The sequence below is a fragment of the Chitinophaga sp. genome, from assembly GCF_036569125.1.
Lineage (GTDB): Bacteria > Bacteroidota > Bacteroidia > Chitinophagales > Chitinophagaceae > Chitinophaga.
In genome coordinates this window covers 12,592-29,110 of sequence record NZ_DATCRF010000621.1, presented here as the reverse complement: position 1 = coordinate 29,110, position 16,519 = coordinate 12,592, and the positions used below count along the sequence as shown (strand labels likewise).

The window sequence follows — 16,519 nt, the reverse complement described above, 5'->3', positions numbered from 1 at the left end:
ACACCCAGCGGCACATGTTCTGTTCTGCATTCCACGCCTTTGCTTACTTCCAGTATTTCGCCGGTTACCAGCTGTGGCAGCGAGGTAGCAAATTCCGTGAGCTCTATACATTTTTCTATTTCTGCAATGGCTTCGCCCAATGTTTTGCCGTTTTCTTCGCTCACCAGCTCCGCCAGCTCCTGCAGGTCTCTTTCCAGTAAATATTTATAGCGGAAAAATACCTGCACCCGTTCTTTGATAGGGGTTTGGCTCCAGGCGGGGAAAGCGGCTTTAGCAGCATTAACGGCAGCATCCAGGTCGGCAGCGGTGGAGCAGGGCATCAGGGCCAGCTCCCGGCCATCTGTGGGTGAGGTTATGGTTAGCAGACGGGAGGAATCAATATCTGTGAACCGGCCATTAATAAAGTTCTGCATGCGGGGGTATTTCATTGGGCTGCATTTGTAGTATAATATACTGCTTTTTTTGCAATGTTGAAATTGCAAAGCAGATTATGTGTGCCACACCTTCAAGGTGGGGCACACGTTTAACAACCGGACAGGGATAATACCTGTACGGCCTCACGCAGCTGTTTAATGGCGCGGGCAATATGGTTCTCCACGGTTTTGGGTGAGATGGCTAGTTCCGTGGCAATTTCTTTATAGGATAGTCCCCGCTGGCGGCGCATATTAAAAACGGTTTTGCGCATAGGCGGCATAGCGTTAATGGTACGTACCATGTGCTCCATACTATCGCGCAGCTCTAATTGTTTATTTTCTGTAACCGGCGCTGCGCTGCTGCTGGCCCAGCCGCTGATGTGGGTTCTTTTAACGGCTTCTTTGCGCAGCTCATCTACCAGGATGGTTTTGGCTATCTGGAAAAGCTGCGTGGAAAGCAGCACTCCGTCTGATAAGGCATTCCTTTTTTCCCAGAGGCGGATGAAGGCCTGCTGTACTACTTCCTCTGCCAGGTAATGCGAGCTGGTTTTCTGATACACAAATGCATACAACCTGTGCTGATACTGATGATATACTTCCCTGAAAACATTGCTGCTGCCCTGTTTAATACCGTATAATTCGGTCATTTCCTTACCACGATTTGAGTACAAATATTTTCATTTCATTCTGGTTTTTTTTGCATGGCGGCCGTTATCAATTTATTAATTAATTGTAAAAAAAAGGGCCCCGGAATAACCGGGACCCCTACGTTGTCATAGGATGGGATATTATTAATGTTTGATCACTTTGCGGGTGATCACTTCATTTCCTACGTAGATCTTGATCAGGTACATGCCGGTTGGAAGGCTGGACAGGTTCACGGGCTGGCCGTTAGAGATCCGCTGTGCAGGCCTTACTTCCGTACCACTCATGTTATACACACGGATGTAATACTGATCCACCTTGCTCTTCACTTTCACAGATAAGTTCTGTGTGAAAGGATTGGGCGACAGCACTACGTCAATGGTACCATCATCATTGGTAGCTTCGGTTGTAGAAGCAGCAGCCGATGATTTAACCGGTGCAGCAAGTGTAATGGCATTGCTCATTACAGCAGCTTTTGCAGCGGTAGAAGGCTGTATTACCAGGGAAGTGGTCCAGTCGTTCAGGTTCAGCGGCTGGCCATTTACAGAAAGATCAACCAGGCAGGAGAAGTCACTGCGGAACAGGTAAGCAGCGCCGCCGAAGTTAATATCCTGGTACAGGATAACTTCATAACCGCTCTTCACTTTTAACGCAGAAATATCATCGTTCGGAATACCCAGTGCATTCAGCTGCGCCATATCATATCTGCCGGGCGCCAGGTTAATGGCATAACCACCGTAATTACAATCCTGGTATACAGTAGCTGCGCCGCTGCCGGTACCGCCGGAAATAGTGCCGGTAATAGTATAAGCACCCAGGGAGGCGTAGTTGGAGTAACCATCCGTAGCCGGGTTGCCAACACCGGTGCCGGTAACAGATACATAATAGGTACCTGCCGCCAGGTTGGCGTTAATAGCTGCTGATAAACCAGCAGGATCTGAAGTAGCTACTACTGCTCCACTGCTGTTCAGCAGGCGGGCCAGGATATCCAGGTTCGCATGGCGGGGAGCAGGGTTAAAGTTAATGGTTGCATTACCACCGGATGTGCTGAAAGAGAATACATCCACATCGGCCGTGCGCTCAATAATGCCGCTGCTGCTGATGCTGCCGCCGGAGCCTACGCTGAGCACACCTGCAGATGAAATGGAATTGCCATAATCATCGGCACGGTAGCCTACACCAAAAGTGGAGCTGGTCATTTTTGCCAGGTCATCTTCCAGGTTGTTGGCGCTGTTATATTCGCCCTTGCTCCATTGTACAATAGGCTTGTAGTAACCAACACCCATAATAGGCGCCCAGTTGCCCTGGCCGGCGTAGTAACCTTCTGCAGGAGAATTTCTACCGTCGTGGCCTAAGCTTAAAGTATGGCCTACTTCGTGTGAAGCAGCATCGCCGGCGCCTTTTACGCCACCGTTAAATACCCAGCAGGGGGTATCATCATTCCAGTTAAAGGAGCTGATATAGGCTACGCCACCTGCGCCGGGAGCAGCGGTATTGGTAGGCGTGAAAATGCAGCGCATTCTCCTGTTCTTGGGATAGGTGTTAAACACCGCTTCACTGGTTGTGATGTTGATGTGAAGGGGTTTGTAATCTTCGCTTACCAGCTCCCATACTTCACGCATTTCAGCTTCTGAGAGGGTGGCAGGTGCGGCGTTAATGGGATTACCATTATTCCAGGGAGTGCCGGAAACATACTGGCCGTCAAAGTCCAGCAGCACGCAGCCATTGGCGCCGGGATAGCTTTGCAGGTCCGCAGGTACAGCGGCTGCAGTTACACCCTGTGCTGATACCTGGGAGGTAGCAGGGCCTTCTTCATAATTAATACACAGCACCTTGTTAATGTCTTCTTCTTTTACAAAAACATTACCGGTATTGTCTGAATAATATTTGTATGCTTTTTTGCTTTGCCGTAACACGATGTTACCTTCTACCTTGTTGCCCTGTATGCGAACAAAGAAAGAAGAACCCGGGGTATTGGCTATTTCACCTGCCAGAAATTCTTCTGTGGCGCTACCGGTAGTACGGAAATTAACTTTAGCATTTAACGTGGTATTGGCGCTTACTCTCAGCTGTGCGCCGCTTACAAATTGCTGTTGCCTGGCCGTTGCCTGCTGGCGGAACTCCTGCACCAGGGTGCGGGTGTTGCCTAAGCTATATTCTTTTTGCTGACCAAAGGCTGTAAAGGAGGTAAGCAGGAATGCGAGGCCTGCTGAATATTTTAGAGCTTTTTTCATAAAGATACTTTTTAAGGGTTTAGAGTTTGGTAATGCGGAACCAGTTAATATTCCAGCCACCTGCTGCTGCATAAATGCCAAAGTTGTAAGTACCGGCATTAATGTTCACCGTTTGGGAGATGGTGGTCCAGTTTTGCCATCCACCGGTGTTGGGCACATCTACTGCACCCAGTACAATAGAACCGGCGTTCAGGTCCTGTGATAAACGGCCGCCGCCATTCTGGCTGGCTACACGGTATTCGATCTTGTAGCTGCCGGAGGTAGGTATGGTGATGCTGTTGTAGGCCATCCAGTCGCCGGTTTCAATATAACCTACGTTCTGTCCGCCGCCGGCATCCGTAGTGGTTTCTGTTTGCACGCCCAGCATGCTGCTGTAGCTTTCTGCCTGTACGGTCTGGCTCCAGGTGGGGGGAGGATTGGTGCCGCCTCCCTGGTATACGCGTACCCAGTCAACATACATTTTTGCAGGGAACGCATTGTTATCAATGTTGAAGCCTGGCCAGTTGCCGCCAATGGCAAAATTCAGCAGGATGAAAAAGTTCCGGTGAAATTCTTCAGTGCTGTTAATGTTGTTGGCAATGTTGGCTTCATTGTACTGTACACCATCTACAAACCATTTAATGGAAGAGGAGTTCCATTCAATAGTGTAGGTATGGTAACCGGTAACATTCACCGGGGTGCTGGAACCATAGGAGGCATGACCGCCATCAGGTCCCTGCCAGTGAATAGTTCCTACGGCATTGGGATCGTTGTTCACGTGCTCCATGATGTCAATTTCGCCGCAGGCAGGCCAGTTCACGGTGCTGATGTTATCGCCCAGCATCCAGAAGGCAGGCCATGCGCCGGAGAAGGCCGGTATGGCTATGCGGGCTTCTATCTTACCATAGGTCCAGGATTTTCTGCCCTGGGTTTTCATCCTGGTAGAGGTGTAGTTATAACCACCGAAGCTTTCGCGTTTGGCAGTAATTACCAGCTGGTTGTTTTCGATGGTAGCGTTTTCACGGCGGTAATATTCCAGCTCATTATTACCCCAGCCGCCACCGCCGGTTTCAAATACCCAGTCAGGGCCAATGCTGCCGTTAAACTCGTCGGCCCATACGAGCTGCCAGTTTTGTGAGAATGCAACCTGCTGTACGCCGGTAAAGGCCATCAGCAGCAATAGAAATTTTACTGGTTTCATTGTGTAAAGGTTTTTAGTGTTTCTGATCAGATGAAACCTTACGGACACGTGGTTTCACAGCTCAAATGTGAAGGTGTTAATGTTTTAAATTTTTGCTGCAGTAATGATAATTGCCCCGTTAGTATGGGCCGGGTCATAAGCCGGTATGCCTAACGGGGCAGCGGCTAATTGAAAAGGAAATGGTCTTTGCATATGGTTAAGGTTTAAGGGTAAGCGCGGAATGTTTTGTTCAATAACGATCAGCATGTACAAGAAGCGGAGCAGGGCTATGGGCCATACATGCCGTTTGCACAGCGCGTTTGGCTGTAGTATTTTTTAGGGCAAACAAGCTGAAAATTTGTGGCGGATGTAAAGAAATGGTGTAAATTTTTTTGCATACAACGTTTAAATAGAATGTTAGTTAGAAAAGGGAATGGTCCCGGATGAACCGGGACCATTTTCATTTTTCATTTTTAACTATTACTGTAGCCTGATCACTTTAGCAGTGGCTACTCGATGGGTGCTCTTATTTTCTACTTTCAGGATCCAGGTACCGGCAGGTAGCTGGCCTGTTTGCAGTTTAATGAACTGGGTGCCTTTGCCGGCAGCAGTTTGTTGTGTTGTTAATACAGGCGCGTTGCCTTTCATGTCAACCAGGGAGATCTGTAACCTGTCGCCGGGCTGCGCATCCACGCGTACCTGCAGCTCGCTGCCGGTTACCGGGTTTGGATATACCAACAGGTTAGCATTGCTCACCTCTTGTGTTACAGCCGGTGCGCTGGTGCTAACGCTGGTACGTGCCAGGCTGGCGCCGCAGGCTCCCAGTGGTTTCCACCACCAGTCTGCAGTACCGGGTGTTACGTTGTACAGTGCATCTGACTGGCTTTCATAAAGATTGCCGTTGTACACTACACGGTCGCCTTTACTGTAAATTTTCGGATACGGCTGATAGGTGGCTACGCCTGCGCAGTTGCCGGTGTTGCCGCCGCCGGTTACTACCACTGTTACAGCCGCAGAAGCAGATGCGCCTGAGTTATCAGTTGCTTTAGCAGTGATAGAGTAAGTGCCTGCTGCTACGTTAGTCCAGGTATAGCTGTAAGGGGAAGAAGTGCTCTCGCCTAATTTGCTGCCGCCGTTGAAGAATTCCACTTTAGCTACAGCGCCATCGCTGTCGGTGGCAGTAGCCTGTATGGAGATGCTGGTGGGTGCTGCAAAAGATGCGTTGTTAGCAGGTGAGGTGATGCTGATGCTGGGAGCGCCATTATTGCCGCTGCCGTTACAATCACTTACATACTGCCATACTTTGGAATCGCCGCTGTTGATGTCAGGTTGCTCATTCTGTGTCCACCATTTGGCTTTGTACACTTTGCTGTTGAAAACTACCTGCATATCAGCGGTGTAAACAGCGGTTGCGCTCCATGCGGCGATACCGTTACAACCGTTGTTATTACCGGTGCCTACCACAATGGTAACAGCAGCAGATGTAGTTACTGCGCCTTTGTTATCAGTTGCTTTGGCTGTAAGCGTATAGGTGCCGGCAGCTACATTCGCCCAGCTATAGCTGTAAGGCGCTGCAGTGCTTTCACCCAGCTTGGCGCCGCCATTGAAGAACTCTACTTTGGATACAGTGCCGTCATTATCGCTTGCGCTGGCCTGTATGCTTACAGTAGCGGGCGGTGTAAAGGTGGCATTGTTTGCAGGGGATGTGATGCTTACAGCAGGAGGATTGTTTCCCGGGTTTGTAGTACCAAAGAAGTACTCATAATAGTTGTTCGCAAATTCATCGGCAGTGGATTTATCCCAGTTAATGGACCATGTCATGATACCACGCAGGCCGGGATAACCACCCGCTTTCCTTAACGTATAAGCGCCACCGTAAGACTGGCCTTTGGTCAGGTAGTCCAGGGCTTTCTTAACATTTGCAGGTGTGGTGTAACCGCTGCCTGCTGCAGAGGTATTAGCCGGTAAGCCAAATGCTACCTGGTCTTCGCGCAGGGCGGGGAAAGTGAGGTTGGTGCCGCTTACAGGGAAACCAGCCAGCAGCATTTCCGTCATAGCTACAATGAAATCGGAGGTGGAGGAGCTGTAAACCTTATTATCCAAACCGGTTACAGAGCCGGTGTTATACAGCTGCGGATGAATAAAGGTCAGCTCATCTTTCACACCGTAGATCACCGGCAGGTAAGCGCCTACCAGCGGAGAGTATGCAGAACCATACGCTGTTTGTACATAATAGGTTTCAGGCGCCATCGTGAGCCAGCATTCTTTACCCTGGCCTTTACGATAGTTCACTACTTCCTTGATAGCAGAAACCAGGTTCTGGATCTTGGGAGTAGTAGGATGTGTGAAGTCTTTATCGCCATTATCCAGGATCAGGGTGTTGCCACCTTCCAGGTCAATGTCAAAACCATCAAAGTTATAAGTGTCGAGTATAGATTTCAGTGAGCTTACAAAAGCAGCTTTTTGAGTAGCAGTACCTAAAACAACAATACCATCCTGACCACCAATGGAGATCAGCACTTTCCTGCCTTGTGATTGCAATAACGCAATATCGGATTTGAAATCAGCTACGCTGGTGTTTTCCGGTGTAAAGCTCAGGGTAGCCTGGTCAGAACCGGCCAGTGCAAATGCAATCTGTATTACGTTGTATTTAGAGTTCACATCACGTAAACGGATATACTGCGGTGCAGTAGAACCGCCCCAGTTATGCCAGTAACCAACCACCACCTTACCGGTGCCGGGGTTATTAGTGCCGCCGGAAGTTACGGATACAGTAGCCGCAGTAGAGGTGGTTGCAGCGCCTTTATCGTCAGTAGCTTTAGCTGTAATAGCATAGGTGCCAACGCCTACGCTGCTCCATGTGTAGGTGTAGGGAGCAGTAGTTTTTTCACCCAGCTTGGTAGCGCCGTTGAAGAACTCAACTTTGGCAACAGAACCATCGCTGTCAGCCGCAGTAGCCGTAATAGTTATGCTGGCAGGTGCAGTGAAGGAGGCATTGTTAGCCGGTGAAGAAATGCTTACAGTAGGAGGCACATTGGGATTGTTGGTGCTGCCGCCTGCAAATACTTCGTTCAGCTTATTTACCAGCTTGGATTTGGTGTTGGGGCAATAGATCAGCTTTCCTCTGGGAGTGGTGCTGCTGGTCATGTCGGTCATATCACCGAATACCTGCCATACAATTACGCCACCCAGACCGTTGTCATTGATATATTTTGCCTTTTCGCCAATAGAACGCTCGTTATCATAGCTCAGGAAATAATTGCCTTTTGTTTTGTAAGGCACCTTGGCTACATCATCCCAGTACTCGGTCCAGCCGGAACCGGAGCCGGTGTTCTGCAGTATGTAGCTGTAGCTGGGAGTACCATCCCACAGGTCTTTTGCCCAGTTGGTATAATCTGCGCAGGTTTGGATAGGACCATCCGGCTGCACAGTTTCTGCACGTTTGGTGGTAGCGCCGTTCAGCGTAGCAGCGCCGTTGGTGATTACACCACGGCCATAAAAAGGCGCACCCAGGTTCACTTTGCTCATGTTAACGCCCAGTGTGCGTAAAGCTTTTACGCAGGCGTCTACAGAGAAGTTGCTGTATTCTGCACCGGGATAATCATACAACGGAGCGTTGTGGCCTGCTTTGTTTGACCAGCCGCCGTTGAAGTCATAGGTCATCATGTTATAATAATTCATGGAATTATTTAACCGTGACCAGGGGAAGCCCTGCAGCTTGGCAGGTGAAGCGGAGAACGCAGCGGTGATCAGCTTATTAGCGCCGATAGCAGCACGTACCTGCTCGATCAGCACTGCAAAGTTGGTATAGTCTACCTGACCGTAATGCTCAATGTTCATACCCGGATCATTAGGGTATTCCCAGTCAAAGTCAATACCGTCAAAACCCATTGCCATCAGCTTTTGACAATCTGCCACAAACCGGGCACGTTTGGTAGCATCTGCAGCCATTTCAGGGTAGTGCTTACACATGCTCCAGCCACCGATAGAGGCCATTACCTTTACACCCTTTTGGTGGGCCAGGTCTATTACGCCCGGTGCGCCGCCCTGTTTGGGAACAGACAGCGGAAATGCGCCGGTAGCGCCGGTGTTCACATTTTTCCAGCCGCTGCCTTCATTGCGGTAGCCCAGCGTGTAAGCATAGCTGCCGTCGGAGATATAATACAGCGGGGCATCCAGCTCACCATACAGCAGGAACATATCCCAGCTGCTGTAAATGTCTTCATTTACCAGCGCTGCAGGTTCCTGTACGGCGCCTACCTGGTAAATGTTCTTGTTACGGAAGTCACCACTGTGCAGTGAACCGTCTTTTGCTACACCAAAAAAGGAAAAGTTCAGGATGGTGTACTGGGAGTAGTCTACGTTCAGGTGATTGTAACCGCCTTTCGGTACAATACCTGCTACGTCTTTCCAGGCATCCCATTGGGTGATATAACCTATCACCTGTTTGCTGTGCTGTTTGGTGGTAGCCGGCACGGTTGGACTAACCTGTGCCTGTGCGCTGCCCTGCCATAGCAATAGGGATAAACAGCATGCTTGCTTGAACCGGCGTAGCCAGCCGCCGGGAGGAGTAGTAACTCTCAAGGTTCTCATGTTAGGATAATTTGGTTTGTTTAATGACACGTGAAAGTGTCTGCAGGGTCATGCCTTGCAGATAACAACAGGTGCCGCTTTTGTCAACTGATTATAGGTTTTAATGAATAATGCCATAGGTTCAATAACTCAAGATATAGTACGTGCTAAATCGATTTGGCCAAAGGGTATTAGATCAGCTCATGCATAGGTGTCGTTTGTACAATCAAGAAGTACTACTACGCTCCGGTTTTTTTACAATAAATCTGTTGACTACAGTATATGGAAGCAAAGATATTGGGTGAGGGAGTGATAAAAAATGCAGGTAAACAGGGATTAGATGCAGCAAAATACGTATGTGCAGGTACGTAAACAACGGAACATAGTGTTACTTGTACATTAAGTCCACAGGGCGTTTCAGGGGATGATGATATGATGCATATACAACTGTGCCACACCGTTATGGTGTGGCACTGCTATATAAAGTGTGGTACTTCTCCACATTTTTTATTCTACTTTCCATTCAACAATACCGGCTGCATGTTCTTTGGGTAGCTGTACCTCCATCCGGAGCGCGCTGGTTTCTACCGGATCAAATTTTACGCTGTTGAAGGTATCTTTTTCTGTCGTGTAGGCATTGTTGTTCTTAACAGGTAACCATTCTCCGTTAGGATCTTTATACAGGAGCTTCCAGGAAGCGGGTAAGCGGCAGCCGCCCCAGGGGCTGTCATCATACCAATAGACCTGTGCGCCGGAAATTTTTGCCGGTGCTGCAAAATCATACTGCACCCATTGCAGGGTATCTTTTAAAGGCCACCAGTGGTAGTACGGTACACTGCCATCATGCGAGCTGGAAGGTTCCAGCTGATCATTTAATGTTCTTAAAGCTTTTGTTTTATGCGAACCGCTCACCGTGCTTTTAGATGCTATGGTAGCAGGTTTCAGCGGTACAACAGCAGTAGCTTTATCTGCTACCCATACAGCCATATCACCGGCGCCGCGGTTAGCCCAGGCATAGTAGGGAATGGCAGTAACCCTGGCTGGTTCCTGCACCACCTTATTATCATCCGTAATGGTTTGTGTAAGCGCGGTAGTATGTATTACTTCCACACCGTTCAGCAGGTTGGGCTCAAAGGCAGTGCTGACATCATTTTGCTCATTTACCAGCAAATGGCGTACAGAAGCTTTGCTATTATCGGGCCATTCAAAGCAATATACCAGCGGTCCGCGTTGCAAAGCAGTTTTATCATCATCTGCTTTCACAGGCGCGGATGCTTTTACATAGCGCACATCCATCGGGAAATTCACTTTAATAACATCGCCTTTTTTCCAGCTGCGGTGAATAACAGCATAGCCGTTCTCAATGGAATCCTCAGCCGGCGCACCATTTACTGTGATGGTATATTTTTTTGTTTCCTGTTTGGCATAGGTGTATAAACCACCGGGTATAGGCGCATTATTTAACCAGGCCGGCAAGCGGATAGCCATATCAAAGGTTTGATTGCCGGGGGGATTCACCGTGAAAGTAATATCACCATCCCAGGGATAATTCGTTCGCTGATCAACCTCCACTGTTTTTTTCTTTAAGGGGATAGCAGCTTTGCTTTGTATGAACAGGTTCACATAAATACGGTCTTTACCCGTAGCATATACATAACCTGGTACAGATGGAATAAAGCGGCACACATTGCTGGGGCAGCAGGCGCAGCCAAACCACTCGCTTCTTTCGTGCTGGCCCATTGATTCCAGCGGGTTAGGATAAAAGAAACGGTCGCCCTTAATGGCTACGCCGGAGATCATACCGTTGTACAGGATCTGTTCCAGCACATCGTAATACTTGGCATCCCCATGCAGCAGGAACAGGCGGTAGTTCCAATAAATGTTACCGATAGAAGCGCAGGTTTCATTATACGCGCTCATGTTGGGCAGCGCATAATCCGGTCCAAAACCTTCATGGCCGGCTTCTGCACCAATGCCGCCGGTGATGTAGATCTTATGGTCCACCACATCGTGCCAGATGGCATCTATGGCCTGCACATAACCTTTATCACCGGTAAGCGCTGCCACATCGGCCATGCCGCTGTACATATAGGTGGCACGCACGGCATGACCTACAGCACGGGTTTGCTCTGTAACGGGCGCCTGCGCCTGGTTGTATTCCGTGCCATTCTTGCGGATGTCCAGGAAATATTTGGCCAGCTCCAGGTAATGTTTATCATGGGTTACCCGGTACATTTTTACCAGGCCCATTTCTATGATCTGGTGGCCGGGATAGTATTTTAAACCGCCTTCCACAAAATCATGATACACCAGGTTGGCATTTTTAATAGCAATGTTCAGCAGTGTTTTTTTACCGGTGGCCAGGTAATGCGCTGCAGCGGCTTCATACAGGTGGCCGCAGTTATACAGCTCATGGCTGAGGTCCGGATCTTTTTCCCAGCGTTTTTCTCCAGCCCAGGGATGCAGCGTTCCACTGTCTTTGGCAATGGTGCGGTTGGTGTATAAATAACCATCCGGCTCCTGTGCCTTGCCAATGTAGTAGATCAGCGTATCCAGCTGCGCTTCCAGTTCTTTATCCGGGTAGGTTTGCAGCGAATAGCTGGCTCCTTCGATGATCTTATAAATGTCGGTATCATCAAAGGGGTATTCGGTATTGAACTTTCCTTTTTTGAGCTTACCGGCTATCAGGAAATTATCAACCCGCCCGGTTTTGTAACACTGTTCCAGCGCAATGGGAATGGTTACCTTATAATTACTAAGGATGCGCGGCGCCCAGAAATGGTCCGTTACTTTTACCGCGGTAAAAGGTACCGGCTGTATGGGATAGTCTTGCGCAAACAGCCTTGCTCCGTGGAATGCGAGCATTATAACTGTCAGATATACAATTTTTTTCATGTCAGCTGTTTAAACCTGAGTTTAATTGAATTATTGTAAATATAGGAGTATATAAGTTTGCTAAATGGCAATATTTTAACCGGAGATCAACGGGAATTACGAATTGTTAATTACGAGCTACGAATCGGCAATACAAAAGGGATTTTGTTTACGGAAATTGTTGTTATTGAGGTGATTATTTGCCGGGGGAGAATAGTCAGCAGCCGGAGAACAACAGCATTGGAGTGCCCGCAACAGCCATTGTGAGGGCTATGTAAAGGGGCATGTAAAGGGGTATGTGAGGGCGGATAAAGGGGCCATACAGGTAAGGGTTTAGATAAGGTCTAGGGTAAAGGTAAAGGGAAATAAAAGAAGCACAAAGGGAAAGCAAAGGAAGAACAAGGTTAAAACTCCGCACCGGAAAAACAGGCAAAGCCCACCCCCCACACCTTGCTGTGCAGGCTTGTTGTAGCACCAGCTCCTGTTTAGAGATAAGATCCTTAACAAACAAAATAGGTGCGCCCTTACAGCTTCAATACAGCACGCATGACCTTACAGGCATTGTATTAAGTTTAAGGCATTAAGGTTACGGCAGCAGGGTCACTGCATCAAGGTTAAGGTAGTAAGGTTAAGATGTTAAAGTATAAAAGTGTTAAAATCGTATTAAATATGTATGCCATTTCAACCGGCCCAACAGGCAAGCTCCCAATTCCGCAGTGCGGCCGCAGGTCCGGGTGACGGCCCTTGGCCGGCGTGACACGACCGGCGCCGCCAGGCCTCCCCCCAACGTCCATCCGCTTGATACCGCCCAATAGCCCCACACACAGGCGGGCGCAGGCCGGAACCGGATCTGCAAAGCACGGGAAGCCTGCAACCCATCCACAAAACACAAGCATCCAACGGCTCATCTGCAACCTCACTTACACCCGATACCTGCAAAATACAAGCATCCAACAGCTTTGCAGGGAGCTTGGTGGGGCGGGTGATTAGTAAGTTTATGGGGAAGCACAAACACTTTCTCATCCCGTTCTAATTTGCTCATCTCCCCCTTATAGAGTAACTTTTAGGTATAATCGGAATTTATGCTGTTGAACGACCGGCTTTCGCTAACCCAGGTTTTCAGGCTTACCTGGCGGGTGGACTTAATGATCCTCGCATGCTGCACCATTGCATACCTGATAGATAATTACTGGCTGGAAATGCGGATCTCCATACCGGTCAGCATTTCAACAGTGCTGGGTACAGCGATTGCCTTTTTCATCGGGTTTAACAACAACCAGGCCTACGACCGATGGTGGGAGGCCCGCAAGGTATGGGGTGAGCTGGTGAACGATTCCCGTTCCTGGGCCCGTTGCCTGCTGTATAACTGTAAGACAGAGGCCAATGAAGAAGCCCCGCACGTTACCCGCCGCATGATATACCGGCAGCTGGCTTTCCTGTACGCGCTGAAATCATCCCTGAGAAAAACACCGGAAGATGTATACTATGCCGGTTACCTCAGCGACGCAGAAGCGGAACGCGTAAAAATGCAAAGCAATATTCCCAATGCTATTTTAAGCCTGCAGGCAGAAGATCTGCAGCTGCTTAGCCGCCAGGGTGTAATAGACGGTTTTCTTTTCCGTGAGCTGAACGCCTTGCTGATCAGGCATTGCGATAGCATGGGAAAATCAGAAAGAATAAGGAATACCGTATTCCCGCCCAGCTATCTATTTTTTACGCGGGTATTTATCTGGTTCTATGTAGTGCTGAATACACTGATGATGAGTGAAAGCATAGGCGCATGGTCTATATTATTCGGCTGGGCATTCGGGTTTGTATTTCATGTAACACACCAGAACGGCATCAGCATCATGAATCCCTTTGGCGCTACAATGATGGCTGTTCCGCTGGATAGCATAAGCCGCACCATTGAAATTAATCTGCTGGAAATGCTGGGCCATGATAATATACCATCTCCCATACGGCCAACAGACCAGCAAATACTTTTGTAACGGATCTATAAACAACAGATGAAATGAATAAAGAACAAGCAAGGCTGAAACAGAAAGAATGGAAAAAATGGGGACCATATGTAACAGACCGGCAGTGGGGAACCGTACGGGAAGATTACAGCGCCGATGGTAACGCCTGGAATTATACCACGCACGATATGGCGCGCAGTAAGGCTTACCGCTGGGGAGAAGAAGGTATTGCCGGCATTTGCGATGACCAGCAGCTGCTTTGTTTTGCCATTGCGCTGTGGAACAAAAAAGACCCCATCATCAAAGAAAGATATTTTGGATTGAACGGGCATGAAGGTAACCATGCGGAGGATGTAAAGGAGCTGTATTACTACCTGGATAATACGCCCACGCATGCTTACATGAAAATGTTGTACAAGTATCCGCAGCAGGCATTTCCCTACACGCAGCTGCTGGAGGAGAACCGCCGCCGCGGCAAACAGGACCCCGAGTATGAAATAATTGATACCGGCATTTTTGATAACGATGAATACTTTGATGTATTTGTGGAATATGCCAAAGCCGCACCGGAAGACCTGCTGATAAAGATCACCGTGCATAACCGCGCAAAGAATGCTGCGCAGCTGCACATCTTACCCACCCTGTGGTTCCGCAACACCTGGGACTGGGCGCCGGATAAAAGCGTGCCCCTGCTGTCCGGTAACGGGGCGGATGTGATAGACATTGCCCATAAAGAGCTGGGCTATTACCAGCTGTATTGCGAAGATGCCGGGGAATTATTATTCACTGATAATGAAACCAATTTTCCGCGCCTGTATAACTACCAGGATGGGAAACGTTTTTATAAAGACGGGATCAATGATTACCTGGTGCATGGCCATACGGCAGCTGTAAATGATACCCAGCAGGGTACCAAAGCAGCCGCCAATTACGAGGTGACCATTGAAGGCGGCGGCGCTGTAAGCATTCGTTTGCGGTTAATGAAAGGAGCGGAATCACATCCTTTTGCTGATTTTGATGCCGTGTTCAGCACCCGCCTGCAGGAGGCCGATGAATTTTACAGCACCCTGCAAAAAAAGCTTTGCACGGATGATGAAAAGATGGTGCAGCGCCAGGCCTTTGCCGGTATGTTGTGGAATAAGCAGTTCTACTATTACTACGTAGCCCAATGGCTCAAAGGCGATCCCACCCAGCCCACGCCGCCTGCGGAGCGGCTGAACGGCCGTAACAAAGAATGGCAGCACCTGAATAATGAAGATATTATTTCCATGCCCGATAAATGGGAATACCCCTGGTATGCCGCCTGGGACCTGGCTTTCCACTGTATTCCCCTGGCGATGATAGATAGCGGGTTTGCCAAAGAGCAACTAAGCCTGCTTACCCGCGAATGGTATATGCATCCCAGCGGGGAGCTGCCGGCCTATGAATGGGCTTTTGGAGATGTGAACCCGCCGGTGCATGCCTGGGCTGCCTACCGCGTGTTTCAGCTGGACCGGGAATATAATGATGGTAAAGAGGACATCTCTTTCCTGGAATCAATTTTCCATAAGCTGCTGCTGAATTTTACCTGGTGGGTGAACCGTAAGGATGCGAATGACAACAATATTTTTGAAGGCGGCTTTTTAGGCCTGGATAATATTGGCGTGTTTGACCGTACTGCGCCGCTGCCTACCGGCGGTTATATTGAGCAGGCAGACGGCACCAGCTGGATGGCCATGTACTGCCTGAACATGCTGCGCATATCCCTGGAGCTGGCCAAACATAATAAGGTGTACGCGGATATGGCTACCAAGTTCTTCGAGCACTTCCTGTACATCGCCGGCGCTATTAGCCGTATAGGGGAAGAGGCCAGCGGGGAAGGCCTGTGGGATGAAGAAGATGGATTTTATTATGACCAGATACGTTTTACCAACGACGGGGTTCAAAAAATGAAGGTGCGCAGTATGGTAGGTCTGATACCCCTGTTTGCCGTGGCTGTGCTGGATGAAGAGATCTTTGCCACGCAGCCGGAATTTACAGAACGGTTAAAATGGTTCCTGAACTTCCGGCCGGACCTGGCGGGGCTGGTAAGCCGCTGGTATGAGAAAGGCAGCGGGGAAAAACATTTACTAAGCCTGCTGCGGGGGCACCGTATGAAACGCATCCTGCGCCGTATGCTGGATGAAACGGAGTTCCTGAGCGATTATGGCATACGCTCCCTCAGCAAGTATCATGAACAGCACCCCTACGAGTTTTGGCTGGATGACAACCGGTTTACCGTGGCCTATGCCCCTGGCGAAAGCACCACCGGCATGTTTGGCGGTAACAGCAACTGGCGCGGGCCGGTATGGATGCCGGTGAATTTCCTGATCATTGAAAGCCTGAAACATTTTCACCATTATTACGGGGATGATTTCCGGGTGGAGTACCCAACCCACAGCGGCAATTATTTAAGCCTGAAGGAAATAGCGGTGGAGTTAAGCAAGCGCCTGGTGCGGCTGTTCCTGCGTAATGAGCATGGCCGCCGCCCGGCAATGGGGGCTAATGACAAAATGCAGCTTGATCCCCACTTCCGGGATTACCTGCTCTTTTACGAATATTTTCATGGGGATAATGGGCGCGGCGCAGGCGCTGAACACCAGACCGGGTGGACCGGCCTGGTGGTAAAGCTGTTATCTTAAA

At 49.2% G+C, this 16,519-nt stretch carries 8 protein-coding genes; 2 read left to right on the top strand and 6 right to left on the bottom strand.

Features of this window, described 5'->3' with window-relative positions:
- From VIM87_RS23215 to VIM87_RS23190, 6 genes are all read right to left on the bottom strand, one after another.
- Window positions 1–428: aldehyde dehydrogenase family protein (locus VIM87_RS23215; protein WP_331999313.1), on the bottom strand; the 428-nt coding region annotated here is incomplete at its 3' end.
- Window positions 429–523: 95 nt separating this feature from the next.
- A complete protein-coding gene (locus VIM87_RS23210) occupies window positions 524–1,060 on the bottom strand; it encodes an RNA polymerase sigma-70 factor (protein WP_089906526.1) in 537 nt (178 codons plus the stop codon).
- Window positions 1,061–1,204: 144 nt separating this feature from the next.
- Complete coding sequence (locus VIM87_RS23205; RefSeq protein ID WP_331999312.1) at window positions 1,205–3,292, bottom strand: T9SS type A sorting domain-containing protein; 2,088 nt, start codon at window positions 3,290–3,292, stop codon at window positions 1,205–1,207.
- A gap of 19 nt (window positions 3,293–3,311) precedes the next feature.
- The gene (locus VIM87_RS23200) at window positions 3,312–4,472 is read right to left on the bottom strand and encodes a carbohydrate-binding protein (RefSeq protein WP_331999311.1); all 1,161 of its coding nucleotides are present in this window, start codon (window positions 4,470–4,472) and stop codon (window positions 3,312–3,314) included.
- Window positions 4,473–4,931: 459 nt separating this feature from the next.
- The gene (locus VIM87_RS23195) at window positions 4,932–9,044 is read right to left on the bottom strand and encodes a glycosyl hydrolase family 18 protein (RefSeq protein ID WP_331999310.1); all 4,113 of its coding nucleotides are present in this window, start codon (window positions 9,042–9,044) and stop codon (window positions 4,932–4,934) included.
- A 486-nt stretch (window positions 9,045–9,530) separates the two neighbouring features.
- Window positions 9,531–11,918, bottom strand: coding sequence for a glycoside hydrolase family 127 protein (locus VIM87_RS23190; RefSeq protein ID WP_331999309.1), 2,388 nt, complete (start codon window positions 11,916–11,918; stop codon window positions 9,531–9,533).
- 1,061 nt (window positions 11,919–12,979) lie between these two features.
- On the opposite strand from VIM87_RS23190, the gene VIM87_RS23185 reads away from it, so the two are divergent.
- Complete coding sequence (locus VIM87_RS23185) at window positions 12,980–13,888, top strand: bestrophin family protein (protein WP_331999308.1); 909 nt, start codon at window positions 12,980–12,982, stop codon at window positions 13,886–13,888.
- Window positions 13,889–13,911: 23 nt separating this feature from the next.
- Window positions 13,912–16,518, top strand: a complete 2,607-nt coding sequence (locus tag VIM87_RS23180) for an MGH1-like glycoside hydrolase domain-containing protein (protein WP_331999307.1) — start codon at window positions 13,912–13,914, stop codon at window positions 16,516–16,518.
- The last annotated feature ends 1 nt before the right edge of the window (window position 16,519 follow it).

Bases quoted from the DNA above. Each gene is read 5' to 3' on its own strand.
- VIM87_RS23210 (WP_089906526.1), bottom strand. From the start codon at position 1,060: ATGACCGAATTATACGGTATTAAACAGGGCAGCAGCAATGTTTTCAGG.
- VIM87_RS23205 (WP_331999312.1), bottom strand. From the start codon at position 3,292: ATGAAAAAAGCTCTAAAATATTCAGCAGGCCTCGCATTCCTGCTTACC.
- VIM87_RS23200 (WP_331999311.1), bottom strand. From the start codon at position 4,472: ATGAAACCAGTAAAATTTCTATTGCTGCTGATGGCCTTTACCGGCGTA.
- VIM87_RS23195 (WP_331999310.1), bottom strand. From the start codon at position 9,044: ATGAGAACCTTGAGAGTTACTACTCCTCCCGGCGGCTGGCTACGCCGG.
- VIM87_RS23190 (WP_331999309.1), bottom strand. From the start codon at position 11,918: ATGAAAAAAATTGTATATCTGACAGTTATAATGCTCGCATTCCACGGA.
- VIM87_RS23185 (WP_331999308.1), top strand. From the start codon at position 12,980: ATGCTGTTGAACGACCGGCTTTCGCTAACCCAGGTTTTCAGGCTTACC.
- VIM87_RS23180 (WP_331999307.1), top strand. From the start codon at position 13,912: ATGAATAAAGAACAAGCAAGGCTGAAACAGAAAGAATGGAAAAAATGG.